Source organism: Eubacterium sp. 14-2 (genome assembly GCF_000403845.2).
Classification (GTDB): domain Bacteria; phylum Bacillota; class Clostridia; order Lachnospirales; family Lachnospiraceae; genus Petralouisia.
In genome coordinates this window covers 196,995-223,971 of sequence record NZ_KE159569.1, presented here as the reverse complement: position 1 = coordinate 223,971, position 26,977 = coordinate 196,995, and the positions used below count along the sequence as shown (strand labels likewise).

Genomic DNA, 26,977 nt, shown 5'->3' with positions numbered 1-26,977 from the left:
GAAACCGGGTGATCTATCCATGTCCAGGCTGAAGCTTCTGTAAGAGGGAGTGGAGGGCCGAACGCACATCCGTTGAAAAGGGTGGCGATGAGGTGTGGATAGGGGAGAAATTCCAATCGAACCCGGAGATAGCTGGTTCTCCTCGAAATAGCTTTAGGGCTAGCCTCATGAGAGTCTGCCGGAGGTAGAGCACTGAATTTCCTAGGGGGCGTCAAAGCTTACCGAAGAATATCAAACTCCGAATGCCGGCCAGATGATTCATGGGAGTCAGACTGTACGAGATAAGTTGGACAGTCAAAAGGGAAAGAGCCCGGACCGCCGGCTAAGGCCCCCAAGTGCGTGTTAAGTGGGAAAGGATGTGGGATTTCAAAGACAACCAGGATGTTGGCTCAGAAGCAGCCATGCATTCAAAGAGTGCGTAACAGCTCACTGGTCGAGAGGTCCTGCGCCGAAAATGTCCGGGGCTGAAACACGCCGCCGAAGCCGCGGGATGTATGTAAATACATCGGTAGAGGAGCATTGCCGCCGCGAAGAAGCAGTACCGGAAGGAGCTGTGGAGCGACGGGAAGAGAGAATGCCGGAATGAGTAGCGAGAGGAAGGTGGGAATCCTTCCGGCCGAATATCCAAGGTTTCCAGGGTAAAGCTGATCTGCCCTGGGGAAGTCGGGACCTAAGGCGAGGCCGAAAGGCGTAGCCGATGGACAACAGGTTGATATTCCTGTACTGCGGGATAACAGAACTGTGGGGACGTATGCGGGAACCATGAGCCGGGAACGGAAAGCCCGGTGCAAGCAGAAGAGGTGGCGGGGAGGCAAATCCCCCCGTCAAGCCGAGGCTGTGACGCGGAGCGAAGAAGAAGTAGCGAAGCATGGGGAGCGCGTACCGGGAAAAGCCGCTATTGTTTATCCTGTACCCGTACCGTAAACCGACACAGGTGGATGGGGAGAGAATCCCAAGGCCGACGGGAGAAGCATTGTCAAGGAACTCGGCAAAATGGCCCCGTAACTTCGGGAGAAGGGGTGCCTGCGAAAGCAGGCCGCAGAGAAAAGGCTCAAGCAACTGTTTAGCAAAAACACAGGTCTATGCAAAACCGGAAGGTGAAGTATATGGGCTGACGCCTGCCCGGTGCCGGAAGGTTAAGAGGAGGGGTTAGCGCAAGCGAAGCTCTGAATCCAAGCCCCGGTAAACGGCGGCCGTAACTATAACGGTCCTAAGGTAGCGAAATTCCTTGTCGGGTAAGTTCCGACCCGCACGAAAGGCGTAATGATTTGAGCACTGTCTCGACAATGCACCCGGTGAAATTGAAGTGCCAGTGAAGATGCTGGCTACCCGCGCCAGGACGGAAAGACCCCATGGAGCTTTACTCCAGTCTGGTACTGGGATCTGGTGCTGCATGTACAGGATAGGTGGGAGGCTGAGAAGGAAGGACGCCAGTTTTTCCGGAGCCGCTGTTGGGATACCACCCCTGCAGTACCGGGTTTCTAACCAGCCGCCGTAAGCCGGCGGTGGGACAATGCCAGGCGGGGAGTTTGACTGGGGCGGTCGCCTCCGAAAGGGTATCGGAGGCGCTCAAAGGTTCCCTCAGGATGGACGGAAACCATCTGAAGAGTGCAAAGGCAGAAGGGAGCCTGACTGCGACACCGACGGGTGGAGCAGGTACGAAAGTAGGACTTAGTGATCCGGTGGCAGAACGTGGGATTGCCATCGCTCAACGGATAAAAGCTACCCTGGGGATAACAGGCTTATCACTCCCAAGAGTTCACATCGACGGAGTGGTTTGGCACCTCGATGTCGGCTCATCGCATCCTGGGGCTGCAGCAGGTCCCAAGGGTTGGGCTGTTCGCCCATTAAAGCGGTACGCGAGCTGGGTTCAGAACGTCGTGAGACAGTTCGGTCCCTATCCGGCGCGGGCGAAGGAGATCTGAGAGGAGCTGTCCCCAGTACGAGAGGACCGGGATGGACGGACCACTGGTGCATCTGTTGGCACGCCAGTGCCATGGCAGGGTAGCCAAGTCCGGACGGGATAAACGCTGAAGGCATCTAAGCGTGAAGCCCCCCTCAAGATGAGATGTCCCATTCGAAAGAAGTAAGACCCCTTGGAGAGTACGAGGTAGATAGGGCAGGAGTGGAAGTGCAGCAATGGATGGAGCTGACTGCTACTAATCGGTCGAGGGCTTGACCTTCAGGAAGACGGGAAGGAAGAAGATGGATGGCTGTATACTGTATGGGTTTTTGAAGGTACAGAAAAAAATTGATAAAAACATGGTGTTCCACGTATAATAATTGTTACGTGGAATATTATATAAATAAAGGGGAATCATACAGCGGCAGTATCGCGGTCTCCAAAACCGTTCACGGGGGTTCGAATCCCTCTTCCCCTGTTTCTGAATCTGATATTTTAAAATTAAATATTGGGACATTTTTGTAAGTCCTGACCATTTCAGTGATTATGATCTGGTTATGGGCTTATTTTGGCGCCTGAATATATAGAATTTTTTTATTTTTATCATTACAGGGAAATTCCTTTGGATTTCAAAGAAAGATTTTTCACAATATTTCTTTTCCGTAATATACTACTTATAAAAAGCAGGAGAGAAGAAAAGTTATGGAAAAAGAAAAAGATGTGATAAAAAACACCTGTGATTTTGCAGGTATCAGGCCGATTATGGTGGACTTACCCTGGCCGGACATTCAGGTCAAAAGCCAGAATCAGATTTATGCAAATCTGCTGAGTGCCGATTATTGCGGAGCTACTTCTGAAATGTCGGCCATTACCCAGTACATCAACAATGAAAATCGGTTATCCGGCAGGAACTGCCCCCTTGCCAGGACTATTCTGGGAATTGCCATGGCGGAAATGATGCATTTGCAGAAACTGGGAGAACTGATTTTTCTTCTGGGCGGAAATGTGGATTTTGTAGCCCGGCACCCCAACGGTAAAAATGTGATGTGGACGCCGGGATATCTGAACATACCGGAAAACAGAAGGAAAATGCTGATGGCTGATATTGAGGCGGAAAAGTCGGCAATTAATCAGTACAGAATGCATGTAAAGGTTATCAGTGATGACTGTGTCAACAGAGTTCTGGAGCGTATCATAAAAGATGAGGAATATCATATTATGATTTTGCAGGAACTGCTGAAGGAATAAACAGGATTCCTGTCAGTTTTTGTAGTAGAAAACTGCAAGCTGGGTCCGGTCCCTCAGATCCAGCTTTTCCAGGATGGAACTTAAATAATTCCGCGTGGTTCCCTCGCTCAGGCAGAGCTGATCGGCAATTTCCCGGTTGCTGCATCCCTGGGCCACCAGTTCAATAATTTCCAGTTCTTTGCCGGTAATTCCCTTTGCAGCGTAATTGTAGTGAGAGGATTTTGTTCTGGAAATAAAATCGGGAAAACGGGTGACAATTTCATTTCCAAACACATTCTGGCCTTTTACCACTGCTTTCAGAGAGGGCAGCAAACTTTCAAAATCCTGTTTCAGAATATAACCTTTGGCACCCAGTTTTAAGGAACGGACAATGTATTCATCGTCCAGAAAAGTGGTCAGGAATAAAATCTTTGCGTCCGGATCCTCTTTCAAAATCAGTTCTGCGGCCTCAAGGCCGGTCATTTCGTCCATACGGATGTCCATGAGCAGTACCTGCGGGTGATATTTTTTATACAAAGTTACCGCTTCTTTTCCGTTGTTACCGATTCCCAGCACCTGAATTTCTCCGGAGGCTTCCAGAATGGTTTTCAGAGACAGAGAAACAAACTGGTCATCATCTACAATTAAAATATTCATAAAGAACTCCTTTCTGTTTTCAGTCAGAACATGTTACGGTACCCGTGGCAGAGAGACAAAAATCCGAAATCCGTTTTCAGTGGAAATGGAAAAATTTCCGTTCAGGTTTTTTACCCGCTCCTGCATATTTGAGATTCCAATACCGGAACTGCCTGTTCTGGCATTTGTGCCGTTATCCTTTACCATAAGCTGATACAGGCTGGGATGTTCCCGCAGTATAATGGAAATTTCCCTGCCGTTGCTGTGCCGGGCAGTATTGGACAGGGCTTCTTTGATAACAGAAATAAAACAGTATTTTACCTGGGCGGGAACAAAGGGTCCCATATCATAGTTCAGGCTGATCTGATAATCGGGAAAATCCGAAATCAGACCGGAAACAGAGGCTTCCAGGTCGATGGAATCGTCATGAAGGTCATGGACGCTTTCTCGTACGGAGGTCATGGCCAGAGACAGGGTGCTGCTTAATTCTTTCAGAGGTTCTTTCAGATTTTCCTGGCAATTAATGGCAGACAGCGCACCGGACTGGAGAATAGAGCGGGAAAGCATATGTCCCACATTGTCATGGATTTCTCTGGCAATTCGATTTCGTTCCTTTAAAGTGGCAATGTGTATTTTATGGTTCTGTTTTTCAATCAGATCTCTGTTTTTCTGCTGAAGCAGCAGGTGGTATTCGGCAGAGGAATCCCGCAGCAGGCGAAATTCCTGTTCCAGCTCCAGAAGCCTGGCAGTTTTGCGGGCCAGAAGCCATGCAATCAGAAATAAAAGGAGCGCGGTCCAGGAAAGCCTGGCAGGCTCTTCTCGAAAGGAGAGAACAGGCAGCAGACCGGCGGCAAAAATGAAAAACGTGTGATGCAGGGATACCGCCAGTTCATAGAACAACAGGGGAAGAAAACAGCCAAAGGCAGGATGAATCAGACTGAGGATTCCCAGTATCAGCCAGAGCAGCACCAGCAGGAAGTGCAGATGTGCCGGAAGCCGGGATGGAATCAGGCAGTCCAGGTTGCAGAAACTGCAGAGACAGATAAAACTCAGCGCGGTCAGCAGCGCCAGTAGGGAGGGGGTGCGTTCCAGGGGCCAGTGAAAATACAAAAGCAGGGTACAGCCGGCAAAAAGAATCAGTTTATCAGAAAGTGTGGTCATAATAGTTCCTTTCAGCAGTCTGGCCTGAAGCAGACCGGGAAGTTGTAAGGTTTTTTTGATTATACTACATTCCGCCGGGATTTTACAGGGCACAGGAGAAAAATGTTACATTTGTCATGGAAAGAGATGACAGGAGACACTACTGTATGACAGGAAGGTCTGCTAGAATAAAGACTGTGGAAAGAAAGTATCCATACAGAATCTGACAATGCAGGCATATTTATGGAGGAAATGATGATGGGAAAAACAGTGGTGGAAATAGAAAATCTGGTAAAACGGTACCGGGAGCTGATTGCTCTGGATCATCTGAATCTTGCGGTGGAGGAAGGTGAAATTTTTGGTCTGCTGGGGCCTAATGGTTCCGGGAAAACCACTGCCATTAACTGTATTCTGGCTCTTTTGTATTTTGACAAGGGCAGCGTGAAGGTTTTTGGACAGGAAATGCAGCCGGACAGCTATGAGATTAAGAAGCAGATTGGCGTGGTGCTGCAAAATGTGGCAGTATTTGAGGAACTGACCGTACAGGAAAATATTGATTATTTCTGCGGTCTGTACATACAGGATAAGGGGACCAGAAAGCAGTATGTGGATGAAGCGATTGTTTTTTCCGGTCTGGAGAATTTCCGTAAATTTTATCCGAAAAAACTCTCAGGAGGATTACTCAGAAGGCTGAATATAGCCTGTGGAATTGCCCATAAGCCCAGACTGATTATCATGGATGAGCCTACGGTGGCTGTGGACCCTCAGAGCCGCAACAGGATTCTGGAAGGGATTCAGAAGCTGAACCGGGAGGGAGCCACGATTATTTACACCTCTCATTATATGGAAGAGGTAGAGCAGATCTGCAGCCGGATTGCCATTCTGGACAAAGGCAGATGCGTAGCCACAGGAACCAGAGATGAATTAAAGGCCATGATTCGGATGGGAGAAAAGATTCACATGGAAGTGCTGGAGCTTCAGCCTTTCCAGATAGAAGAAATCAAAGAGCTGCGCCATGTGTATCAGGTGGAATATCAGGATGGAATGCTGGAAATCCGCTGCAGCGGCGGAAAGCATAATCTGGTACACATTCTGGAATATTTTGGCAGCCGGAATATCGGATTTGGAAGAGTGTATTCGGAGCTTCCGACTCTGAACGATGTGTTTTTGGAAATTACAGGAAAACAACTGCGGGATTCCGCGGAGACACATCAGTCATAGCAGTCAGAAAGGAGAGCAAAATGTTTTTCAGATTATACAAATACAGCCTGCTCCGGTCGTCACGGGAGAGGCTGACCATCTTCTGGAACCTGTTATTTCCCATTATGCTGGGAAGTCTGTTCCAGCTGGCTTTTGGAAACTATACGGAAAAGGAGGTACTGTTCCATCAGATTCCCGTGGCCTGTGTGGAGGAAGAAGGGGCGGACCAGAACTTTTCAGAACTGCTTAAAGTGCTGGAAAGCGACAATGAACTGATAAAGGTGCAGAAGGTAAAAAAGGAAAAAGCAGAGCAGCTTTTACGGGACGAACAGGTGGAAGGCATTTTTCTTAACAAAGGAGCTCCAGGACAGGAGGAAAGGGGAATCTCTCTGGTGGTGACCGAAGAGGGGATAAATCAGACCATTTTAAGTTCCATACTGGAGCAGTATGAGAGAACCTTTGCCACACTGACTACCATTGGAACGGAATATCCTGACGGTATTCAGGCGGCGGCAGCCCTTCTGGAAGAAGACTGCGATTATCTGAAAAAAGGGAGTCTGGGAGCTGCATCTGCCAACAGCGTTATGGATTATTTTTATTCTCTCCTTGCCATGAGCTGCCTGATGGGATCTACCATGGGTCTTATGTGTGCGGTGGAATTTAAGGCGAGTCTCAGCCCTCTGGCAGCCAGAAGAATGGTGGCAGGAAGCGGCCGGTTCCGTATGCTCTGGCCGGATCTGGCGGCAAAAATAACAGTTCAGTTTGTGTACATTGTCTTTTCCACGGGGTATCTGATGTTTATATTGAAAGTGCCTCTGGGAGAACAGTGGGGCTTTCTGCTGCTGACAGAGTTTGTGGGAAGTGTGATGGGAATTTTTCTGGGATTTTTTATCGGAGTGGCTGGAAAAATGCAGTATAACACAAAAGAAGCGCTCTGTATTCTGATTATGATGGTGTCCAGCTTTTTCAGCGGTCTGATGATAGACGGGATACAGAGGGTAGTAGAACGGTATGTTCCGTTTTTTGCCCGTATCAATCCCGCTTCTCTGATTGCAGGTGCTTTTAACAGTCTGAATATTTATGATACTTACGGGCGATATATGGAATCTGTGGGAACCATGCTGATAATGATTCTGATTCTGGCCGCAGGCTCTTTTATGATGGTAAGGAGGGAACGATATGCAGGTATTTAAAGCATTTTTCCGGATTTTATACAAAAATAAAACGTCGCTTTTTATGTATATTGCCATTTATCTGGCCCTGACCCTGCTTATAAGCAATGTGCTGAACGAAAAGAGCCAGACAGAATTTTCCGGGATTTCTCTGGATGTGGCTCTGGAAAACCGGGACAGGGGAAGCCTTGGAAAGGTACTGGAAACCTGGCTGGAAGCCAGACATCACATTACGGATATTCCGGAGCAGAAAGAAGATTTGCAGGATGCCATGTACTATCAGGAGCTGGATTATGTTCTGGTAATACCGGAAGATTTTACGGAAAAACTTCAGAACGGAACGCAGGAGGGGGTGCTGGAGGGAACCATGGTGCCAAAAAGCAGCAGTGCCTGTCTGATTGAACAGGAAGTGGACAGCTTTCTGAAAACGGTTTCCATGTATCTGAGAGCAGGCAGTGATGTACAGCAGGCAGCGCAGTGGAGTATCAGAGATCTGGAAAAGAAAGCCCAGGTGGAGTTTCTGGAAAAAGACGGAACCAGGACCATACCTTCTGAATATTACTTTTTCCAGTATATTCCCTATGTATTTCTGATTATGATGATTCTGGGGGTGGGAAATGCCATGAAAGCCTTTAAAAATAAAGATCTGGCCGCCAGAAATAAATGTTCTTCCATGTCTTTTCTGAAACAGAATATGCAGATTTTTCTGGGATGCATGGTCTACATGGCTCTGGTATATGTTGTATTTCTGGGAATGGCATGCCTGAATACAGGAGGCTCTCTTTTCACCCCGCAGGGATTGTTAAGGGCTGTCAATGCACTGGTGTTTGGAGTCTGTGCGTTGTGTGTGGCCTGGTTTGCAGTACAGTTTGCCAGGAATGCGGCGGCATTAAATGTATTGAGTAATATTTTTGGCCTGGGATTCAGTTTTCTGGGCGGCGTGTTTGTGTCGCTGGATATGATGGGAGAACGTGCCAGACAGATAGCCAGGTTTATTCCTTCCTACTGGTATGTGAAAGCCAATGAGGAGATTCTGAATGTGACGTCCCTTTCCGGGGCAGGAACGGTATACCGTTCGTATTTGATGGTGCTGATGTTTTCTCTGGTCTTTTTCTCAGCAGGGCTTCTGGTTCACCGTCTGAAACTCAGAGGCAGGTAGGACAGACTGATATGGGATTTGAACAGTTAAAAAGCAGAATTTCCGCCCCTCTGCCGGCAGAGGGGCGGAAATTCTATGTCTGTCTATTTTCGGAATCCGGCCCGTTTCCGCAAGGTAGGATCCAGAATCCGTTTGCGGATACGCAGGCTTTCCGGTGTGACTTCCAGAAGTTCATCGGTTTCAATAAATTCCAGCGCCTGTTCCAGACTTAAAATTCTGGGCGGCGTCAGAGTCAGGGCTTCATCCGCACTGGAGGAGCGGGTATTGGTAAGGTGTTTCTTTTTGCAGACATTCAGCTCAATATCTTCTGGTTTGGCGCTCTGGCCGATCACCATGCCCGCATAGACTTTTTCACCGGGGCCGATAAAGAGTGTACCCCGGTCCTGTGCGCTGAACAGGCCGTAAGTAACGGATTCTCCCGATTCAAAGGCAATGAGAGAGCCCTGTTTCCGGTAGGCAATGTCGCCTCTGTAAGGCTCATATCCGTTGAAAATGGTATTGATGATACCATTTCCTCTTGTGTCCGTCAGAAATTCGCTGCGGTAGCCAATCAGACCGCGGGAGGGGATATTGAATTCCAGCCTTGTGTAACCGCCGCTGATGGGGCCCATATTCTGAAGTTCCCCTTTTCGCTGGCTTAATTTTTCAATGACAGCTCCGGTGAATTCGTCCGGAACATCCACATAGGCCAGTTCCATGGGTTCCAGTTTCTTTCCGTTTTCGTCCTTGTGATATAAAACCTCTGCTTTGCTCACTGCAAATTCGTAACCTTCCCGGCGCATGTTTTCGATCAGTACGGATAAATGCAGTTCTCCCCGGCCGGAGACTTTAAGGCTGTCCGGGCTGTCTGTTTCTTCTACCCGCAGGGACACGTCCGTATTCAGTTCCCGGAACAGCCGGTCTCTGATATGGCGGGAGGTGACAAATTTTCCTTCCTGACCGGCCAGAGGGCTGTCGTTTACAATAAAGTTCATGGAAATGGTAGGTTCGGAAATCTTCTGAAAATCAATGGCGCAGGGATTTTCCGGTGCGCAGATGGTATCTCCGATGTGGATGTCCGCAATACCGGAAATAGCCACAATAGAGCCGATTTTTGCTTCCGTAACGTCTGTTTTGTTCAGTCCGTCAAATTCATACAGTTTGCTGATCCGCACTTTTTGCAGCTTGTCCGGTTCGTGGTGATTCACAACCACAGCGTCCTGATTGACTTTCAGACAGCCGTTGTCTACTTTGCCCACACCGATACGTCCCACATATTCATTGTAATCAATGGTACTGATCAGAACCTGTGTGCTGGCATCCGGGTCTCCTTCCGGCGCCGGGATATACTCCAGAATGGTTTCAAATAATGCGGTCATATCCTTTTTTTCATCGTTTAAGTCTTTTACCGCATAGCCGTCTCTGGCGGAAGCGTAGATGAAAGGACAGTCAAGCTGTTCATCGGAAGCGTCCAGGTCCATAAACAGTTCCAGGACTTCATCAATGACGTCATCAGGCCTTGCTTCCGGCCGGTCAATTTTATTGATGCAGACAATTACCGGAAGATCCAGAGCCAGTGCCTTCATCAGCACAAATTTGGTCTGGGGCATAGCCCCTTCAAAGGCGTCCACCACAAGAACCACTCCGTTTACCATTTTCAGCACACGTTCCACTTCGCCGCCAAAATCTGCATGGCCTGGGGTGTCGATAATGTTGATTTTGGTATCCTTATAAAAAACAGCGGTATTTTTGGAGAGAATGGTAATGCCACGCTCTCTCTCAATATCATTGGAATCCATAACCCGTTCCTGGACTTCCTGGTTGGCCCGAAATACGCCGCTTTGTTTGAGCAGTTCATCCACCAGGGTGGTCTTGCCATGGTCTACATGAGCAATAATGGCGATGTTACGGATGTCCTCTCGTGTCGTTTTCATAAATTAATCCTTCTTTCTTATTGTTTAACGCGCCTTCTGGCACATAAAATGTCTCTCGCTATTTTACCATATAATTTGTATTTGGCAAGGTTTTTCCTGAAAAGAGTGCAGAAATCACCATACATATTCTTTTTTATTTATATTGAGAAAATTGGGTAAAATGGGTATAATGAAAAAGAAATGGCGGTAATATGAAATTATATCCCAACGTTTTGATGGAGCGGGATCCTGATGAAATATTCTGCAGCCACAGCAGATAAAACTCCTCTGCCTTTTGCAGAGGAGTTAAAATATCTGATCTGAACATTTTAATGGAACAGGAATATCAGTATTTTGTAAAGCTGCAGCCGGATGGTGTGACAGTAGCTTTATAAGTTTCGAACCGATGAAGGTTCTGATTGAAATATGAAATATCAAATACAATGGACGAGTCAAAGGTGACGGTGAAGAAATCGTCCGGGTTATAGGATTCAATGGCAAACCAGAGAGTAGTATCGGTGCTGCCCATGGCAGAAGAAACAAAACTGCTCAGGTTGTTATTCCACAGGTAGGTTTTATAAATCTTTCCACCTGTGGTCAGGGTAGCGGGAACCGGGAAAGAAGAACCTGCGCTGGATAACATATACTGCTGATTTCCGCGGTTTTCAACCCTTACTTTGGCATTATCAGTAAAACTGCCCACATTTGTAATACGCATATTCAGAATTCTGGATATGTTCAGTGTGTTGCACACTGTGCAGATTTCATTCTGATCCCACACATGGGCGCCTGGTCCGCCCTGGGTTATACCGCATCGCTGACAGGCAGCGGGACTCAGACAGGTAGCAGGCGACCAGCTGTGACCCAGAGCAGATCCCCGGCCGGCGCCGCAGGTTTTGCATGTGTCGGGTTCGGTACAGGTGGCGTAGCCTCTCCATTTATGTACATGTTTCACCGTGATTTTGGCAGTCAGCTTCTTTTTTCCGATTTTGGCGGTAATTGTGGCTGTGCCTTTCTTCAACCCTTTTAATGTGGCTTTGGATTTGTTGGAGCCGGTTTTTTTTGTAATTTTAACTATTTTGGAATTACTGGATTTCCAGGTTACCTTCTGGGTTGGATTTTTCACGGTCAGAGTAATGGTTTTTCCTTCTTTGACAGTTGCTTTCTTTTTGCTGAGCTTTGGAGCGGCAGCCTCTGCTTCCATGGGATTCTGAAGCAGGGAAACAACGGGTACTGCCAGAACAAGCGCAAAGCAGAAGAAAAGAACTCGCCAGAATGGTTTGCGTTGCTTCATAGATGATACTTCCTTTCCTGAGAATTTGTCCTTTTATACAAATATTATAGTTGCGCAAACGCAAAATGTCAACATAAAATTGCGTGTACGCATATATTTTGTGGAATCTGGAGCATATTATGGAATCAATAACAGATAGATTGTCCTGTTTAATGAAAAGAAAAAATATAAAAGCAGTGGAGCTTGCACAGGCAGTCGCTGTTAATACGTCTACTGTCAGCAGGATTTTGAAAGGCACCCAGATGCCTGCCAGTGATACGCTGTATAAATTTGCCCAATATTTTAATGTGACCATGGAATATCTCCTGACCGGGGATATTTCTGCCCAGGAGAATTGCGTGTCCGCAGATTTTTCCAGGAGAGAAGAACTGCTGCTGGAATATTTCAATATTATGGGGGCAGAGGACCAGGAAGAACTGATGATGATAGCCAGAATGAAAGCTGCGAAAAGAACCAGGGAATCCATATAAATTTTTCTTGTATTGTAAAATTGGGTCTGGTATAATAAAGCATGATACGAGTGAATGCTCTGTGAGCATTCTGTGTGCGGGCGGCCGGGAGCAGCAAATCTCATCACCGCCGGCCACTGTTTGTATGGGAAATCTGAAAGAATTTCCTGTATGAAAATCAGGTTTTCCTCAGAGAGAGGAAAGCTGCACTCAGATATAGAGGAGGATTTGACATGAGTGACGAAAATAACACATTTAATAACGACTTTCAGGCGCCGGATTATAAGCCGCCTGGTTCCGGATTTGGAATTGCATCCATGGTCTGTGGTATCATTGCACTGATTACCTGCTGCATATGGTGCACCTGTATTCCGCTGGCGGTAGTATCCATTGTGCTTGGTATTCTGCAGATTCAGAAGGGTACAGCCAAAGGAATGGCAATTGCAGGTATTGTATGTTCTTCCATCGGGCTGATTCTGTTTATTGCACTGACCCTGTGGGGCAGCTATCTTGAGAGTACCGGATTCTATCAGGAATTTATGCAGGAGTATGTGCAGCAGATACAGCAGATGCAGGGAATGTAGAATAAAAATAAGATACACTTCTGTGTCAGTGGAATATATACTTTGGTATTGACAGGAAAACAGGCAGCCTTTATAATAATTACGGTTTTGTGGAACATGATATTTAAAGACGATGACGAAGACAGTAGGACAGCATTCCAACGTTACAGCGAGCCGGGCGGGTGTGAGCCGGTATCAGTAGAAGCTGTCTGAATATCACTTCCAGTCGCTTTGCTGAACTTCCGCTGCGGGACAGACAGTCCGTGAGAGAACAGTAGGCAGAGCCGGAATATTCCCCCGTTACGGGAATCGCGTATGCTGGCCGGTCATATTGTTTTCCGGTCAAAGTATGATGTAACAGGTGGTAAACGATGCAATGGCCTCGTCCTTTTACAGGACGGGGCTTTTTTATCTTATAGGAAAGACCTTGCCACGCTAAAGCGTGAAAGTGTCTTCCTATAAGATAAAAGTAAGATGCGCAGCCCGCGGGGTTTATGTTTATTGCTGCGCAATCCGCTCGCGCGCGGAGAATCCTGCAAAGCAGGATTCTTTTTTATCGAAAGGAGAAATGACTCATGTACAGCAAAGTAGAAAAAAATATGAGCTTTGTGGAAAGAGAGAAACAGACGGAAAAGTTCTGGAAAGACCATGATATTTTCCGAAAAAGTATGGAAAACAGGAAGGAAGGGGAGATCTATACCTTTTATGACGGGCCTCCCACTGCCAATGGAAAACCTCATATCGGCCATGTACTGACCCGTGTAATCAAGGATATGATTCCCAGATATCAGACCATGAAAGGAAAGATGGTACCCCGGAAAGCAGGATGGGACACCCATGGGCTTCCGGTGGAGCTGGAAGTGGAGAAACTGCTGGGACTGGACGGAAAAGACCAGATAGAAGCATACGGGTTAGAGCCTTTTATAGATAAATGTAAAGAAAGTGTCTGGAAATACAAGGGGATGTGGGAGGATTTCTCCGGCACCGTGGGATTCTGGGCCGATATGGACGACCCCTATGTAACGTATCACAATGATTTTATTGAATCAGAGTGGTGGGCGTTAAAAGAAATCTGGAACCGGAAATTACTGTACAAAGGTTTCAAAATTGTGCCTTACTGTCCCCGATGCGGTACGCCTCTTTCTGCCCAGGAAGTGGCCCAGGGCTATAAAACCGTAAAAGAGCGTTCTGCCATTGTACGGTTTAAGGTAAAAGAGGAAGATGCTTACTTCCTGGCATGGACCACCACCCCCTGGACGCTGCCTTCCAATCTTGCGCTCTGTGTAAATCCGGAGGAAACCTACTGTAAGATTAAGGCTGCTGACGGTATGGTATATTATATGGCAGAGGCACTACTGGATAAAGTGATGGGAACACTGTTGAATAAAGAACAGCAGGAGTCCGGAGCAAAAGCGTATGAAATACTGGAAACTTTCAAAGGAACGGATCTGGAATACCGGGAATATGAATCTCTGTATGAAGGAGCGAAAGAGGCAGCCGAAAAGCAGCATAAGAAAGCCCATTTTGTAACCTGCGACAGTTACGTTACCATGACAGACGGTACGGGAATCGTGCATATTGCCCCGGCTTTCGGTGAGGATGACTCCAAAGTGGGAAGGAAATATGACCTGCCTTTCGTACAGTTTGTCAATGGAAAGGGAGAACTGACAGAGGGAGCGCCCTTTGCAGGTACTTTCTGCAAAAAAGCGGACCCCATGATTTTACAGGATCTGGAAGACCGGAAACTGTTATTTGACGCGCCGAAGTTTGAGCATGAGTATCCTCACTGCTGGCGCTGTGATACGCCGCTGATTTACTATGCAAGAGAATCCTGGTTTATCAAAATGACCGAAGTGAAGGAGGATTTAATCCGCAATAACAATACCATCAACTGGATTCCGGAAAATATCGGCAAAGGCCGGTTCGGAGACTGGCTGGAAAATGTACAGGACTGGGGAATTTCCAGAAACCGTTACTGGGGAACTCCTCTGAACATCTGGGAATGCGAATGCGGCCATATGCATTCCATCGGAAGCATTGCGGAATTAAAAGAGATGTCAGAAAACTGTCCGGAAGAAATAGAACTGCACCGTCCTTATATTGACGCAGTGACCATCAAATGCCCCGAATGCGGGAAGGAAATGTATCGTGTACCGGAAGTGATTGACTGCTGGTTTGACTCCGGAGCCATGCCCTTTGCCCAGCATCATTATCCATTTGAAAATAAGGAAGTATTTGAACAGCAGTTCCCGGCAGATTTTATTTCCGAAGCGGTGGATCAGACCAGGGGATGGTTTTATTCTCTGCTGGCAGAGTCTACTTTGCTGTTTAACAAAGCCCCTTATGAAAATGTAATTGTTCTGGGTCATGTACAGGATGAAAACGGTCAGAAAATGAGCAAGTCCAAAGGAAACGCCGTTGACCCCTTCGAGGCGCTGGAAACTTACGGTGCAGACGCCATCCGCTGGTATTTCTACATCAACTCCGCACCCTGGCTGCCCAACCGGTTCCATGGAAAAGTGGTGCAGGAAGGACAGAGTAAATTTATGGGAACTCTGTGGAATACCTATGCGTTTTTTGTACTGTATGCCAACATTGATAACTTTGACGCCACAAAATATGCACTGGAATATGAAAAACTGTCTGTAATGGACAAATGGCTTCTGTCCAGACTGAATACCATGGTGGCCCAGGTGGACGGTCATCTTGGAAATTACCGTATTCCGGAGGCAGCAAGGGCATTGCAGGAATTTACGGATGATATGAGTAACTGGTATGTGCGCAGAAGCCGGGAGCGGTTCTGGGCAAAAGGCATGGAACAGGATAAAATCAATGCGTATATGACACTGTACACCGCTCTGGTAACGGTCAGCAGGGCAGCGGCGCCCATGATTCCTTTTATGTCAGAGGATATCTACCGGAATCTGGTATGCAGCATTGACAGTTCCGCGCCGGAAAGCGTCCATCTGTGTGATTTTCCGGAGGCAGAGAAAGCTCTGATGGATACGGAGCTGGAGAAAAATATGGAAGCTGTACTGAAAATTGTGGTGATGGGAAGGGCCTGCAGAAATACCGCAAATATCAAAAACCGCCAGCCCATCGGCACCATGTTTGTAAAAGCGTCTCAGGAACTTCCGGAGCTGTTTACGGATATTATAAAAGATGAGCTGAACATCAAAAAAGTGGCCTTTACAGAGGATGTGAGCAGCTTCACAGATTATACGTTCAAGCCTCAGCTTCGCACCGTAGGACCAAAGTACGGGAAATATTTGAAGCAGATTCAGCAGGCTCTGGGAGAATTAAACGGCAATCAGGCCATGGCGGAACTGAAATCCAAAGGAAGTATTACCCTTGACAGCGTAAATGCAGACGTTGTATTATGTGAGGAGGACCTTCTTATTACTATGACTCAGCAGGAAGGCTATGTGACAGAAGGAGACAATGAGGTGACTGTTGTACTGGACACCAGCCTGACGCCGGAGCTGATAGCAGAGGGCTTTGTCCGGGAGCTGATCAGTAAGATTCAGACCATGCGCAAAAAGGCAGGGTTTGAAGTAATGGATAAGATTCACGTTTTCTACCAGGCAGAAGAAACCATAGATAAAATCTTCAGAGAGTTCGGCGGACAGATCCAGTCCGAGGTGCTGGCTGTGGATATTACCGGGTCTGAGATAAAAGGCCATTCGGAAACATGGGATATCAATGGAGAATCTGTGGTACTTGGAGTGGAAAAGGTGTGACTTTTAAGACGGAGGCACCAGAGAGGAAGGAGATAACAATGCAGAACAAGATGTTTGAAAAGGAAAAGTTTATTCAGGAGATTAAGGACAACGTAAAGAATCTTTACCGCAAGACGCTGGAGGAGGCTTCTCAGCAGGAGGTATATCAGGCGGTATCTCAGGCAGTGAAGGAAGTTATTATCGACCAGTGGCTGGCAACACAGAAGACTTTTGAAAAAGAAGACCCGAAGATTGTGTATTACATGTCCATGGAATTTCTGATGGGCCGGGCTCTGGGAAATAACCTGATAAACCTGACTGCATACAAGGAAGTAAAAGAAGCACTGGAAGAAATCGGATTTGATCTGAATGTAATCGAAGACCAGGAGCCGGATCCGGCATTGGGAAACGGCGGTCTGGGAAGGCTTGCAGCATGTTTCATGGAATCTCTTGCAACTCTGGGCTATGGAGCATACGGATGCGGCATTCGTTATCGCTATGGACTGTTCCGCCAGAAAATCAAAGACGGATTTCAGATGGAAGAGCCGGATAACTGGCTGAAAGACGGTTATCCCTTTGAAATGCGCCGGCCGGAGCATACCTTCCAGGTAAAATTCGGAGGCTATGTGCGCTCAGAAGGAGACGCCAACGGAAAAACCAGATTTATCCATGAAGGATACCAGTCTGTCCGTGCGGTTCCCTACGATATGCCGGTGGTAGGTTACAACAACAATATGGTCAATGTGCTGATTGCATGGGATGCGGAGCCGGAAAAGTATTTTGAGCTGGACGCATTTGACAAGGGCGATTATAAAAAGGCAGTGGAGCAGGAAAATCTTGCCCGGAATCTGGTGGAAGTGCTCTATCCCAATGACAATCATATTCAGGGAAAAGAACTGCGCTTAAAGCAGCAGTATTTCTTTGTATCTGCCAGTGTACAGCGTGCAGTGGCCCGCTACAAAAAATATCATACGGATTTGCATAAGCTGCCGGAAAAAGTGGCGATTCAGTTAAATGATACCCACCCAACCGTGGCAGTGGCAGAGCTGATGCGGATCCTTCTGGACGAGGAAAATATGGAATGGGAAGAAGCATGGGCAATCACCACAAAAACATGTGCATACACCAACCATACCATTATGTCTGAAGCACTGGAAAAATGGCCCATTGAGATTTTCTCCAGACTGCTTCCCAGAATTTATCAGATTATCGAGGAAATTAACCGCCGGTTTATTCTGGATATTGAAAAGAAATTCCCAGGAGACCGTTATAAAGTCCAGAAGATGGCGATTATTTATGATGGCCAGGTAAAAATGGCTCATCTTGCCATTGCAGCAGGCTGCTCTGTCAACGGTGTGGCAAGACTGCATACGGAAATCCTGAAAAACCAGGAGCTGCATGAGTTCTACCAGATGTTCCCGGAGAAATTTAATAATAAGACCAACGGAATTACCCAGAGAAGATTCCTGTACCATGGCAATCCTCTGCTGGCGGAATGGGTCAACAAATATATTGGCGATGACTGGGTAACCAATCTGCCCCATCTGTCCAGACTGGCTGTTTATGCGGAAGATGAAAAAGCGCAGCAGGAGTTCATGAACATCAAATACCAGAACAAACTGCGCCTGGCAGCTTATATCCGTGAACACAACGGGATCAATGTGGATCCCCGTTCCATTTTTGACGTACAGGTAAAACGTCTCCATGAGTACAAACGCCAGCTTCTGAATATTCTGCATGTGATGTATCTGTACAATAAAATCAAAGAACATCCGGAAATGGATTTCTATCCGAGAACCTTTATTTTCGGAGCAAAAGCAGCGGCAGGCTATCGCATTGCCAAACTTACCATCAAGCTGATTAACAGCGTGGCAGAGATAATCAACAATGACGCTTCCATCAATGGAAAACTCAAAGTGGTGTTTATTGAAGACTATAAAGTATCTACTGCAGAATGGATTTTTGCAGCGGCAGATGTGTCTGAACAGATTTCCACTGCCAGCAAGGAAGCATCCGGAACCGGTAACATGAAATTTATGCTGAACGGAGCTGTTACACTGGGAACCATGGATGGTGCGAACGTGGAAATTGTGGAAGAAGTAGGCGAGGAAAATGCTTTTATTTTCGGAATGAGTTCTCAGGAAGTCATTGATCATGAGCAGAAACGTGATTATGACCCCATGCATATTTTCAACACAGACCAGGATATCCGTCAGGTACTGATGCAGCTGATTAACGGAATGTATTCCCATAATGATACGGAGCTGTTCCGTCCCCTGTATAATTCTCTGCTGAATAAGCTGGATACTCAGTATGCAGATACCTATTTCATTCTGAAAGATTTCCGTTCCTATGCACAGGCGCAGGAAAAGGTGGAGCAGGCATACCGGGATGAAAAGAGATGGGCGAAGATGGCCATGCTGAATACAGCCCATTCCGGCAAGTTCACTTCCGATCGTACCATTCAGGAGTATGTGGACGATATCTGGCATCTGGACAAAATAAAAGTTGAACTGCCGAAATAAGGAAATATATGGATAAATTACAGATAAAACATTCCCTGCTGCTGTTGCTGACTGCCTTTATCTGGGGCGTTGCTTTTGTGGCTCAGAGCGTGGGAATGGATTATGTGGGACCCCTGACCTTTAACTGCGTCCGGTCCCTTTTGGGCGGCGCGGTGCTGATTCCCTGTATCTGGTTTCTGGAAAAATACGGCAGCCAGGGCAGAAAGTCTGAAAACAGAGAGATGTGCCGGCCGGGACAGCCATGGAAAAGTAAGGTACGGTCAGGCATTACAGAAAAAAAATCTGACAGCAGAACACTGGCAGCAGGAGGAATCCTCTGCGGGATTCTGCTGTGCCTGGCCACCAATTTCCAGCAGGTGGGAATTGCTTATACCACAGTGGGAAAAGCAGGATTTATCACTGCCTTTTATATTGTGCTGGTTCCCATTCTGGGGCTGTTTTTTCATAAGAAATGCGGATGGACTCTGTGGGCCGGTGTAGTTCTGGCGCTGACAGGACTGTATTTTCTGTGCATGTCAGGTTCCGCCGGACAAAAGGTACAGGAACGGCTGATTACGGACATTCCCATTGGAAAAGGAGATTTTCTGGTATTTATCGGGGCTCTTCTGTTTTCAGTGCATATTCTGGTGATTGATTATTTTACGGAACGGGTGGACGGAGTAAAAATGTCCTGTATTCAGTTCTGGGTTTCCGGCCTGCTGTCCGGAATTGGGATGTTCCTTGCTGAGGAACCATGTCTTACGGATATTCTGGCGGCATGGCAGCCTGTTCTCTATGCTGGCGTATTGTCCTGCGGAGTAGCCTACACCCTGCAGATTGTGGGACAGAAAGGAATGAACCCCACAGTGGCGGCACTGATACTCAGCCTGGAGTCTGTGATTTCCGTGCTGGCAGGACTGGTACTGTTAGGACAGCGCATGACTTTGCAGGAAACCATTGGATGTGTGCTGATGTTTGCGGCCATTATTCTGGCACAGATTCCCGGAACTTCGGCACAGGAAAAGCGCAGGGGAGCAGGAACTGTCTGAAGGTTCCGGAACGACAGAGCAGGTGAAAAACAGACGGAAAGAAAGGGCAGAACAGATGAAATCAGAGAGAGTGAAGAAGAAGTTTTCCCTGCTGCTGGCAGTTTTCCTGCTGGGAAGTACGGGTTTAACGGGATGTCAGGATAAAGAAGCTCTGGAAAACCAGCAGGCGTACCGGCAGCTTGGCATTAATAAGCTGGGCGAAGGAAATTATGAAGAAGCAGCGGAGGCTTTTCAGAAAGCGCTGGATCAGTCCCAGGCAGTGGTAGGAGATATGGAAATTGATATCTGTTACTATAAGGCCACGGCCCAGTATCAGGCCGGAGATACCAAAGGGGCCCTGACTACCTGCGGGGCTTTGCTGGATTACGATAAAAAAGACGCCAAAGCCAGTTATCTGCGGGGCTGTATCTATCTGAAAGAGGGAGAGAAAGAAAAGGCCATGAAGGATTACCGGAATGCCTTTGAGAACAGCGGCGGCTATGAAATTTATGTTTCTGCCTGGGAGAATCTCATGAATGCGGGGTATGCTCCGGAGGCAGAGGAGGTTATGAAGGAAGCTCTGAAAGAGAAACCAAAAAAAGCAGCGGATTACCGGGAACGGGGCCATATCTACCTGCTGCAGGGGGATTATGCCCAGGCAAAAAAGGAGCTGGACCAGGCCATCAACCAGGAAGATGTGAAAGCGCTGCTTTATATGGCGCAGGTTTACGATGCAGAAGGCAATTCCAGTCAGGCCGACGCCCTGTATGAAAGCTATATTTCCAAAAATAATTCTGATACATCCACACTGGTTTCCCTTGGAGATACCCAGATGGAAGCCGGAAATTACAGCCAGGCGCTGGAGTTTTACCAGCAGGCGCTGTCTGTAAAAAATCCTCCTAACGAACAGCAGATTCGGCGCAATGAAATCATCGCCTGTGAAGGGATGCTGGATTTTGAGGCAGCCAGAGAGAAAATGCTGGCCTATCTGAAAGATTACCCGGAGGATGAACAGGCTCAGAAGGAATATATATTTCTGCAGACCCGGTGAGAGGAGGCGCGGATGGGTGTTTATCTGAACAGTGAAGCAGCCTGTACCTTATATAAAAATGAGACGAAAAAACCATATTTTGTAGATAAAACACGGTTACTGGAGGAACTGTTTCCGCTGGTGGAGGAGGGGACAAATTATATCTGTATTACACGTCCCCGCCGGTTTGGAAAAACCGTGATGGCAAATATGATAGCATCCTTTTTTTCAAAGGCGTGTGACACAGCAGATATTTTTGACTCTCTGGAAATCAGCAGTAAAAATGGATATGAGAATTACAGAAATCGTTATGCGGTTATTCATATTTCATTCAGTGATATTTCCGGCCAGTGTGTTTCCTACAGGGAGTATATTGGAAAGATTGAAAAGCGCCTGGTAAAAGATATAAGGAAATCATATCCTGACGTGGAACTGGAACAGGAGGAATCAGCGGTGGATGCACTGCTGAATGTTTATGCACAGGACAGCAGCGTTCGCTTTATTTTTGTACTGGATGAGTGGGATTTTCTGTTTCATCAGCCTTTTGTGTCGGAAAATGAAAAAAGACTGTATCTCACATTTTTACGAAGTCTGTTAAAGGACCGGCCTTATGTGCTGCTTGTATATATGACAGGCATTCTTCCCATTGCAAAATATTCCAGCGGCTCCGAACTGAATATGTTTTCGGAATTTACAATGGTGACGGAACAGAGATTTTCCGAATATTTTGGGTTTACGGAAGAAGAAACAGACGAGCTGTTTGAACGGTATCGGAAGAATACGACAGGAAAACAGAATGTTACCAGAGAGGGACTGCGGGAATGGTATGATGGGTATCATACAAAATCCGGTGAACGCCTGTATAATCCCCGTTCTGTTGTGATTTCCCTTTCCAATAATAATCCGGGCAATTACTGGACCAGCTCCGGTCCTTATGATGAGATTTTTTATTATATCAGAAATAATGTGGCAGCTGTCCGGGAAGAACTTGCATTGATGATGGCAGGTACGGCTGTTCCCGTGAAAGTCAGGGAATATTCGGCAGTTTCCATGAAACTTCAGACAAAAGATGAGATTTTTTCTGCAATGGTTGTGTACGGATTCCTGAGTTATGAGAATGGAAAAGTCCTGATTCCGAATAAAGAACTTATGGACCGGTTTTCGGAAATGCTGCAGAAAGAAAGCTCTCTGGGATATGTATATCGCCTGGCAAAAGAGTCAGACCGGATGCTGAGCGCTACGCTGGCAGGTGATACGGATACCATGTCAGAGATTTTGGAGGCTGTTCATGACATGGAAACACCATTATTGCGTTATAATCATGAAACAGAGCTGACAGCAGTAGTAAATCTGGCATATCTGGCTGCGAGAGACCAGTACCGGGTAGAGCGGGAGGACAAGGCAGGCATTGGATATGTGGATTTTATTTTTTATCCGGTAACAGACAGGAGTGCAGACTGTATTCTTTTGGAACTGAAAGTAAATCACAGTCCGGAAGAGGCCATACAGCAGATAAAAGATCGAAAATACGCTCTGCGTTTCCAGGCAAAACCAGGAGGAAGAACGGAGTATACGGGAAGAATTCTGGCTGTGGGAATCGGATATGAAAAAGAGCAGAAAAAGCACAGCTGTAAAGTGGAAGTTTTAAAGAGGGCCGCAGCTCCTGATGTTTAGGAATCAGGAACTGCGGCATATTTTTTCTTCTATAGGAAATTCCTCTGGATTTCCTATAGAAGAAAAAACAATGATGCGCAGCTCGCGGGGGTGATGTTTATTGCTGCGCAATCTGCTCGCGCGCGGAGAATGCGCATAGCGCATTCTTTTTTATATTCTTCTGCAGGACTGACGCTCCACCAGCCGGCAGGGAAGTTGTATTTTCATGGCTGTTGCCGGCTGCAGTTTCAGGATATTGAACACAATATTAGCGCCGAAACTGCCCATATCATAAGCCGGAGCATGGATGGTGGTCAGAGGCGGTGCGGTAAATGCGGACAGACTGGTATCGTCAAAGCCCATGAGAGAAATATCCTCCGGCACATGGATATTTCTGGCTGTCAGAGCCCGAAGCGCACCGATGGCGATAGGATCACTGGAAGCAATGATGGCGCTTGGCAGGGTATTTTGGTCCAGCAGACGGTTCATCATCCGGTAGCCGGATTCGATGGTGAAAGAATCCTCCAGAATATAAGATTCACAGTCCAGACTGTGCGTTCTGCAGTAATTGATAAAAAGGGATTTGCGAACATCCGGGAACAGAGAGCCGTCTGCCAGGTATTCTTTACCTCCCAGAAATCCGATTCTGGTATGACCCAGGGCGGTGAGATAGTCAAGACCTGTCTGCATGGCATGTTCAAAATCCAGTGTAATGGTAGAGATGGCAATATTTTCCACAGGCATGTCCAGAAAAATGATACTGGAAGTCATTTCACGGAAGCGGTGAATTTCATCTTTACTGAATTTTCCAACGCAAATCAGGGCGTCCACATTTTTCAGGGCGTCCATATAGTTTAAATCTGCTTTGTAGGTGCGCACCACGTGAATGCAGTTCTGCATACAGAAATCTTCAATTCCCTGGCGAATCAGCAGATAATAGTTGTCCTCCATTTCCTGCTGGGGAGAAAACCACTGAACAATGCCCAGGGTATAGACGGATTTGCCGGAAGCACGGGATTTTTTCTTGTAATTCAGGCTGTGAGCGGTATCCAGCACCTTCTGGCGCGTTTCAGGAGAAACGTTCAGGGTGGCGTCGTTGTTGAGTATTCTGGAAACAGTGGCAGGAGAAACTCCTGCGGATGCTGCAATATCTTTGATGGTTGTCATAAATTCCTCCCAATGTACTTCATCGTAATTCTGTTATCAGTATAACAAAAAATCAGTAAAAAGGGAAATACAATTTTAGTAAATTTACTAAAATGATATGGGCAGCTCGCGGGGATAAAGTTTATTGCTGCGGATTTTTTCAGAAAGAGGACCCTGGCGGCAGAAAAATTCACAGGTTGCCCGGTTTTCTGCCCTGTCAGTAATTTTTTGCAATAAATTTACTAAATATATTGACTGTTTACTAAAGAACATATATAATATGAGTATAGAAAAAGACAGTGAAAAAATATATTTGCGGCGCCGGCGTCATCAGAGGAAAAGATACCATTTTGCGGCGTTTGCACTGAGATGAATCAGAGAAACAGCAACCTGAAAAATAAATAATAAGTAAAGGCGGGGCATTATCATGAAAGAAACAAAAGTATTACTGGAAGAGTTTTCAGCAAAACAGCATCAGGAGCGTCTGCAGGAGATTTATGTGGACACAGGGGTACTGGAATACCAGAACCGGCGTTATCAGGACGCAGTCCGCAAGTATGAAGAACTGTACGGGGCAGGGCCGGCAGAACTCTTCAGTGCACCCGGACGAAGCGAAGTGGGAGGCAATCATACCGATCATCAGCACGGGGAAGTGCTGGCAGCTTCCATTAACCTGGACGCCATTGCAGTGGCAGGCAGATTACAGGAGCCGGTGATAAAACTTCTGTCTGACGGTTATCCCATGATTACCGTAGACCTTTCCAGGCTGGAAAAGGACAGTACAGAAGAAGGAACCTCTGCAGGACTGATCCGCGGTATGATATACGGACTTAAGAAAAATGGTCATAAAACCGGAGGATTTCAGGCATATGTGACCAGCGATGTGTTAAACGGTGCGGGAATGTCAAGTTCTGCGGCTTTTGAGGTTCTGGTGGGAACCATAATTTCCGGACTGTACAATGAGATGGCCATCAGCCCGGTGGAAATTGCGCAGGTGGCTCAGTATGCGGAGAACGTATATTTCGGAAAGCCCTGCGGCCTGATGGATCAGATGGCATGTTCTGTGGGAGGACTGATACATATTGATTTTGCAGACCCGGAGCATCCCGTTGTGGAAAAAGTGGAGGTGGATTTCAGTGCATATCACCACAGTCTCTGCATTACGGATACCAAAGGCTCCCATGCGGATCTGACAGACGATTACGCCCTGATTCCGCAGGAAATGAAACAGGTGGCAGACTTTTTCGGAAAAGGATTTCTGCGGGAAGTAAAAGCAGAAGAATTTTATAAAAATATTCCTCAGATCCGTAAAAAATGCGGCGACCGTCCCGTACTGCGCGCCCTTCATTTCTTTGAGGAGGATAAACGGGTGGAGAAGGAAGTTTCCGCTCTGAAAAACGGAGATTTCCAGGGATTTCTGGATACGGTGCAGGCTTCGGGAAATTCTTCTTTCAAGTATCTCCAGAATATCTACACCAACAAGGACGTGCAGAACCAGAGTGTTTCCATGGGGCTTGCAGTCAGTGACAGCATTCTTTTTGGCCATGGAGTCAGCCGGGTGCATGGAGGAGGATTTGCCGGAACGATTCAGGCCTTTGTGGCGGACGATTTTGTGGAAGAATATCGGAAAGCACTGGACAGCCTGTATGGAGAGGGCTCCTGTCATGTGCTGAAAGTAAGGCCTTTCGGCGGAATTAAAGTTTTGGCCTGAAACGGAATTGTGGATATTGTCAGAAAATCAGGAGGGAATTCTTATGATAAATGAAGCGGTTAAGAAATTGATTTGTTACGGACTGGAGCGGGGACTGATCGGGGAGGAAGATGTTATTTTTACCACCAATCAGTTACTGGAAGCTCTGGAAATGGAAGAATATGAAGAACCACAGGAAATTTACCACAATGTGGAGTTGGAGCCGGTGTTAAAAGAGCTTCTGGACTATGCGTATGACCGTGGTGTTCTGAAAGAAAACGGTGTGGTGTACCGGGATTTGTTTGATACGAAACTGATGGCAAAACTGATGCCAAGGCCCAGTGAAGTAATTGGAAGATTCTGGGATATTTATCACAAAGACGGCCCAAAGGCAGCCACTGATTTTTACTATCAGTTAAGCCAGGACAGCGACTATATCCGCCGTTACCGGATTGTAAAAGATGTAAAATGGAAAGCACAGACCCCTTACGGAGAAATGGATATTACCATAAACCTTTCCAAACCGGAGAAAGATCCGAAAGCCATTGCGGCGGCTAAAAATGCAAAGCAGAGCGGATATCCCAAATGCCTGCTGTGTGTGGAGAATGAAGGATATGCCGGACGTATCAACCATCCTGCAAGACAGAATCACCGTATAATTCCGGTGACGATTCAGGACAGCCGCTGGGGCTTCCAGTATTCTCCCTATGTATACTATAATGAGCACTGTATTGTGTTTAATTCTCAGCATATTCCCATGAAAATTGAGCATGGCACTTTCTGCAAACTGTTTGATTTTGTAAAACAGTTCCCCCACTATATTGTGGGCTCCAATGCGGATCTGCCCATTGTGGGAGGCTCTATATTAAGCCATGACCATTTCCAGGGAGGAAGCTATGAATTTGCCATGGCCAAAGCTCCGGTAGAACGGGAATTTACAGTGAAAGGGTTTGAGGATATAAAGGCCGGTATTGTAAAATGGCCCATGTCCGTGATCCGGATTGCCGGAGAAGATACAAAACGTCTGATTGCGCTGGCGGATAAGATTCTGGTATCCTGGAGAGGATATACCGATGAGGATGCATTTATTTTTGCAGAGACTGAGGGAGAACCTCACAATACCATTACGCCCATTGCAAGGAAACGGGGAGATCTGTACGAACTGGATCTGGTGCTGCGCAACAACATCACCACAGAAGAGCATCCCCTGGGCGTATACCATCCCCATGGGGAACTGCACCATATTAAGAAAGAAAACATCGGCCTCATTGAGGTAATGGGTCTTGCGGTGCTTCCGGCACGTCTGAAAGACGAAATGGAACAGCTGGCAGATGCCATTGTAAATAAAAAAGATATCCGTGCAGATGAAACCATTGAAAAACATGCGGACTGGGTGGATGAATTCCTTCCCGCATACGGAGAGATTACAAAAGACAATGTAATGGATATTCTGCAGAAGGAAATTGCGCTGGTATTCAGTAAAGTGCTGGAACATGCAGGCGTCTATAAGAGAAATGAAGAGGGACGGAAAGCCTTTGATAAATTCACAGAGAGCCTGAACGGATAACAGGG

The 26,977-nt window shown here is 46.8% G+C and carries 18 protein-coding genes, 1 tRNA gene and 1 rRNA gene (1 of these 20 running past the window's edge); 15 read left to right on the top strand and 5 right to left on the bottom strand.

Annotation, left to right across the window (positions count from 1 at the left end):
- From C805_RS24895 to C805_RS24885, 3 genes are all read left to right on the top strand, one after another.
- Positions 1-2,183: ribosomal RNA gene (locus tag C805_RS24895) — 23S ribosomal RNA — on the top strand (it extends 703 nt beyond the left edge of the window).
- 127 nt (positions 2,184-2,310) lie between these two features.
- Positions 2,311-2,381, top strand: a tRNA-Trp gene (locus C805_RS24890).
- Between the two features lie 224 nt (positions 2,382-2,605).
- Positions 2,606-3,151: a ferritin-like domain-containing protein gene (locus C805_RS24885; protein ID WP_016216836.1), complete on the top strand. Its 546-nt coding sequence runs from the start codon at positions 2,606-2,608 to the stop codon at positions 3,149-3,151.
- 12 nt (positions 3,152-3,163) lie between these two features.
- Here C805_RS24885 and C805_RS24880 read toward each other — a convergent pair whose 3' ends face one another.
- Together C805_RS24880 and C805_RS24875 are read right to left on the bottom strand one after the other, a co-directional pair.
- Positions 3,164-3,787, bottom strand: a complete 624-nt coding sequence (locus C805_RS24880) for a response regulator transcription factor (protein WP_016216835.1) — start codon at positions 3,785-3,787, stop codon at positions 3,164-3,166.
- Between the two features lie 33 nt (positions 3,788-3,820).
- Complete coding sequence (locus tag C805_RS24875) at positions 3,821-4,927, bottom strand: sensor histidine kinase (protein WP_016216834.1); 1,107 nt, start codon at positions 4,925-4,927, stop codon at positions 3,821-3,823.
- 222 nt (positions 4,928-5,149) lie between these two features.
- On the opposite strand from C805_RS24875, the gene C805_RS24870 reads away from it, so the two are divergent.
- Genes C805_RS24870 through C805_RS24860 form a run of 3 tightly spaced genes read left to right on the top strand, consistent with a single transcriptional unit; the run spans position 5,150 to position 8,437 of the window.
- Positions 5,150-6,127, top strand: a complete 978-nt coding sequence (locus C805_RS24870) for an ABC transporter ATP-binding protein (RefSeq protein ID WP_022751517.1) — start codon at positions 5,150-5,152, stop codon at positions 6,125-6,127.
- Between the two features lie 20 nt (positions 6,128-6,147).
- On the top strand, positions 6,148-7,299 hold the full coding sequence (locus C805_RS24865; protein ID WP_016216832.1) for an ABC transporter permease: 1,152 nt from the start codon (positions 6,148-6,150) through the stop codon (positions 7,297-7,299).
- The gene (locus C805_RS24860; protein ID WP_016216831.1) at positions 7,286-8,437 is read left to right on the top strand and encodes an ABC transporter permease; all 1,152 of its coding nucleotides are present in this window, start codon (positions 7,286-7,288) and stop codon (positions 8,435-8,437) included. Before C805_RS24865 ends, C805_RS24860 begins: the two co-directional genes overlap by 14 nt.
- An 83-nt stretch (positions 8,438-8,520) precedes the next feature.
- On the opposite strand, the gene typA is transcribed toward C805_RS24860, so the two are convergent.
- Positions 8,521-10,350 carry a translational GTPase TypA gene (typA, locus tag C805_RS24855; RefSeq protein ID WP_016216830.1) on the bottom strand — a complete coding sequence of 610 codons (1,830 nt, stop codon included), beginning with the start codon at positions 10,348-10,350 and terminating at the stop codon, positions 8,521-8,523.
- Positions 10,351-10,675: 325 nt separating this feature from the next.
- Positions 10,676-11,623, bottom strand: coding sequence for an Ig-like domain-containing protein (locus C805_RS24850; protein WP_016216829.1), 948 nt, complete (start codon positions 11,621-11,623; stop codon positions 10,676-10,678).
- 119 nt (positions 11,624-11,742) lie between these two features.
- On the opposite strand from C805_RS24850, the gene C805_RS24845 reads away from it, so the two are divergent.
- The 7 genes from C805_RS24845 to C805_RS24820 all read left to right on the top strand — a co-directional run bounded on the left by C805_RS24845 (position 11,743) and on the right by C805_RS24820 (position 22,590).
- Complete coding sequence (locus C805_RS24845; RefSeq protein ID WP_016216828.1) at positions 11,743-12,093, top strand: helix-turn-helix domain-containing protein; 351 nt, start codon at positions 11,743-11,745, stop codon at positions 12,091-12,093.
- Between the two features lie 212 nt (positions 12,094-12,305).
- Entirely contained in the window at positions 12,306-12,656 is a 351-nt protein-coding gene (locus C805_RS25630) for a DUF4190 domain-containing protein (RefSeq protein WP_016216827.1), read from the top strand.
- Positions 12,657-13,210: 554 nt separating this feature from the next.
- Positions 13,211-16,375, top strand: coding sequence for an isoleucine--tRNA ligase (gene ileS, locus C805_RS24840; protein ID WP_016216826.1), 3,165 nt, complete (start codon positions 13,211-13,213; stop codon positions 16,373-16,375).
- A gap of 38 nt (positions 16,376-16,413) precedes the next feature.
- A complete protein-coding gene (locus C805_RS24835; protein ID WP_016216825.1) occupies positions 16,414-18,879 on the top strand; it encodes a glycogen/starch/alpha-glucan phosphorylase in 2,466 nt (821 codons plus the stop codon).
- A gap of 8 nt (positions 18,880-18,887) precedes the next feature.
- Positions 18,888-19,907 (top strand): DMT family transporter, encoded by a 1,020-nt coding sequence (locus C805_RS24830; protein WP_016216824.1) that lies wholly within the window; start codon positions 18,888-18,890, stop codon positions 19,905-19,907.
- 55 nt (positions 19,908-19,962) lie between these two features.
- On the top strand, positions 19,963-20,937 hold the full coding sequence (locus C805_RS24825) for a tetratricopeptide repeat protein (protein ID WP_016216823.1): 975 nt from the start codon (positions 19,963-19,965) through the stop codon (positions 20,935-20,937).
- A gap of 12 nt (positions 20,938-20,949) precedes the next feature.
- Entirely contained in the window at positions 20,950-22,590 is a 1,641-nt protein-coding gene (locus C805_RS24820) for an AAA family ATPase (protein ID WP_016216822.1), read from the top strand.
- Between the two features lie 150 nt (positions 22,591-22,740).
- Here C805_RS24820 and C805_RS24815 read toward each other — a convergent pair whose 3' ends face one another.
- Positions 22,741-23,736, bottom strand: a complete 996-nt coding sequence (locus tag C805_RS24815) for a LacI family DNA-binding transcriptional regulator (protein ID WP_016216821.1) — start codon at positions 23,734-23,736, stop codon at positions 22,741-22,743.
- A gap of 406 nt (positions 23,737-24,142) precedes the next feature.
- On the opposite strand from C805_RS24815, the gene C805_RS24810 reads away from it, so the two are divergent.
- Positions 24,143-25,426, top strand: coding sequence for a galactokinase (locus C805_RS24810; protein ID WP_016216820.1), 1,284 nt, complete (start codon positions 24,143-24,145; stop codon positions 25,424-25,426).
- Between the two features lie 43 nt (positions 25,427-25,469).
- Positions 25,470-26,972 (top strand): UDP-glucose--hexose-1-phosphate uridylyltransferase, encoded by a 1,503-nt coding sequence (gene galT, locus C805_RS24805; protein WP_016216819.1) that lies wholly within the window; start codon positions 25,470-25,472, stop codon positions 26,970-26,972.
- Positions 26,973-26,977: the final 5 nt, after the last annotated feature.

Excerpts from the sequence above, each read along its gene's own strand:
- ileS (WP_016216826.1), top strand. The coding sequence starts at position 13,211 with ATGTACAGCAAAGTAGAAAAAAATATGAGCTTTGTGGAAAGAGAGAAA.
- galT (WP_016216819.1), top strand. The coding sequence starts at position 25,470 with ATGATAAATGAAGCGGTTAAGAAATTGATTTGTTACGGACTGGAGCGG.
- C805_RS24865 (WP_016216832.1), top strand. The coding sequence starts at position 6,148 with ATGTTTTTCAGATTATACAAATACAGCCTGCTCCGGTCGTCACGGGAG.
- C805_RS24835 (WP_016216825.1), top strand. The coding sequence starts at position 16,414 with ATGCAGAACAAGATGTTTGAAAAGGAAAAGTTTATTCAGGAGATTAAG.
- C805_RS24885 (WP_016216836.1), top strand. The coding sequence starts at position 2,606 with ATGGAAAAAGAAAAAGATGTGATAAAAAACACCTGTGATTTTGCAGGT.
- C805_RS24870 (WP_022751517.1), top strand. The coding sequence starts at position 5,150 with ATGGAGGAAATGATGATGGGAAAAACAGTGGTGGAAATAGAAAATCTG.
- C805_RS24860 (WP_016216831.1), top strand. The coding sequence starts at position 7,286 with ATGCAGGTATTTAAAGCATTTTTCCGGATTTTATACAAAAATAAAACG.
- C805_RS24850 (WP_016216829.1), bottom strand. The coding sequence starts at position 11,623 with ATGAAGCAACGCAAACCATTCTGGCGAGTTCTTTTCTTCTGCTTTGCG.
- C805_RS24845 (WP_016216828.1), top strand. The coding sequence starts at position 11,743 with ATGGAATCAATAACAGATAGATTGTCCTGTTTAATGAAAAGAAAAAAT.
- C805_RS24815 (WP_016216821.1), bottom strand. The coding sequence starts at position 23,736 with ATGACAACCATCAAAGATATTGCAGCATCCGCAGGAGTTTCTCCTGCC.
- C805_RS24820 (WP_016216822.1), top strand. The coding sequence starts at position 20,950 with ATGGGTGTTTATCTGAACAGTGAAGCAGCCTGTACCTTATATAAAAAT.
- C805_RS24830 (WP_016216824.1), top strand. The coding sequence starts at position 18,888 with ATGGATAAATTACAGATAAAACATTCCCTGCTGCTGTTGCTGACTGCC.
- C805_RS24825 (WP_016216823.1), top strand. The coding sequence starts at position 19,963 with ATGAAATCAGAGAGAGTGAAGAAGAAGTTTTCCCTGCTGCTGGCAGTT.
- typA (WP_016216830.1), bottom strand. The coding sequence starts at position 10,350 with ATGAAAACGACACGAGAGGACATCCGTAACATCGCCATTATTGCTCAT.
- C805_RS24880 (WP_016216835.1), bottom strand. The coding sequence starts at position 3,787 with ATGAATATTTTAATTGTAGATGATGACCAGTTTGTTTCTCTGTCTCTG.
- C805_RS25630 (WP_016216827.1), top strand. The coding sequence starts at position 12,306 with ATGAGTGACGAAAATAACACATTTAATAACGACTTTCAGGCGCCGGAT.
- C805_RS24810 (WP_016216820.1), top strand. The coding sequence starts at position 24,143 with ATGAAAGAAACAAAAGTATTACTGGAAGAGTTTTCAGCAAAACAGCAT.
- C805_RS24875 (WP_016216834.1), bottom strand. The coding sequence starts at position 4,927 with ATGACCACACTTTCTGATAAACTGATTCTTTTTGCCGGCTGTACCCTG.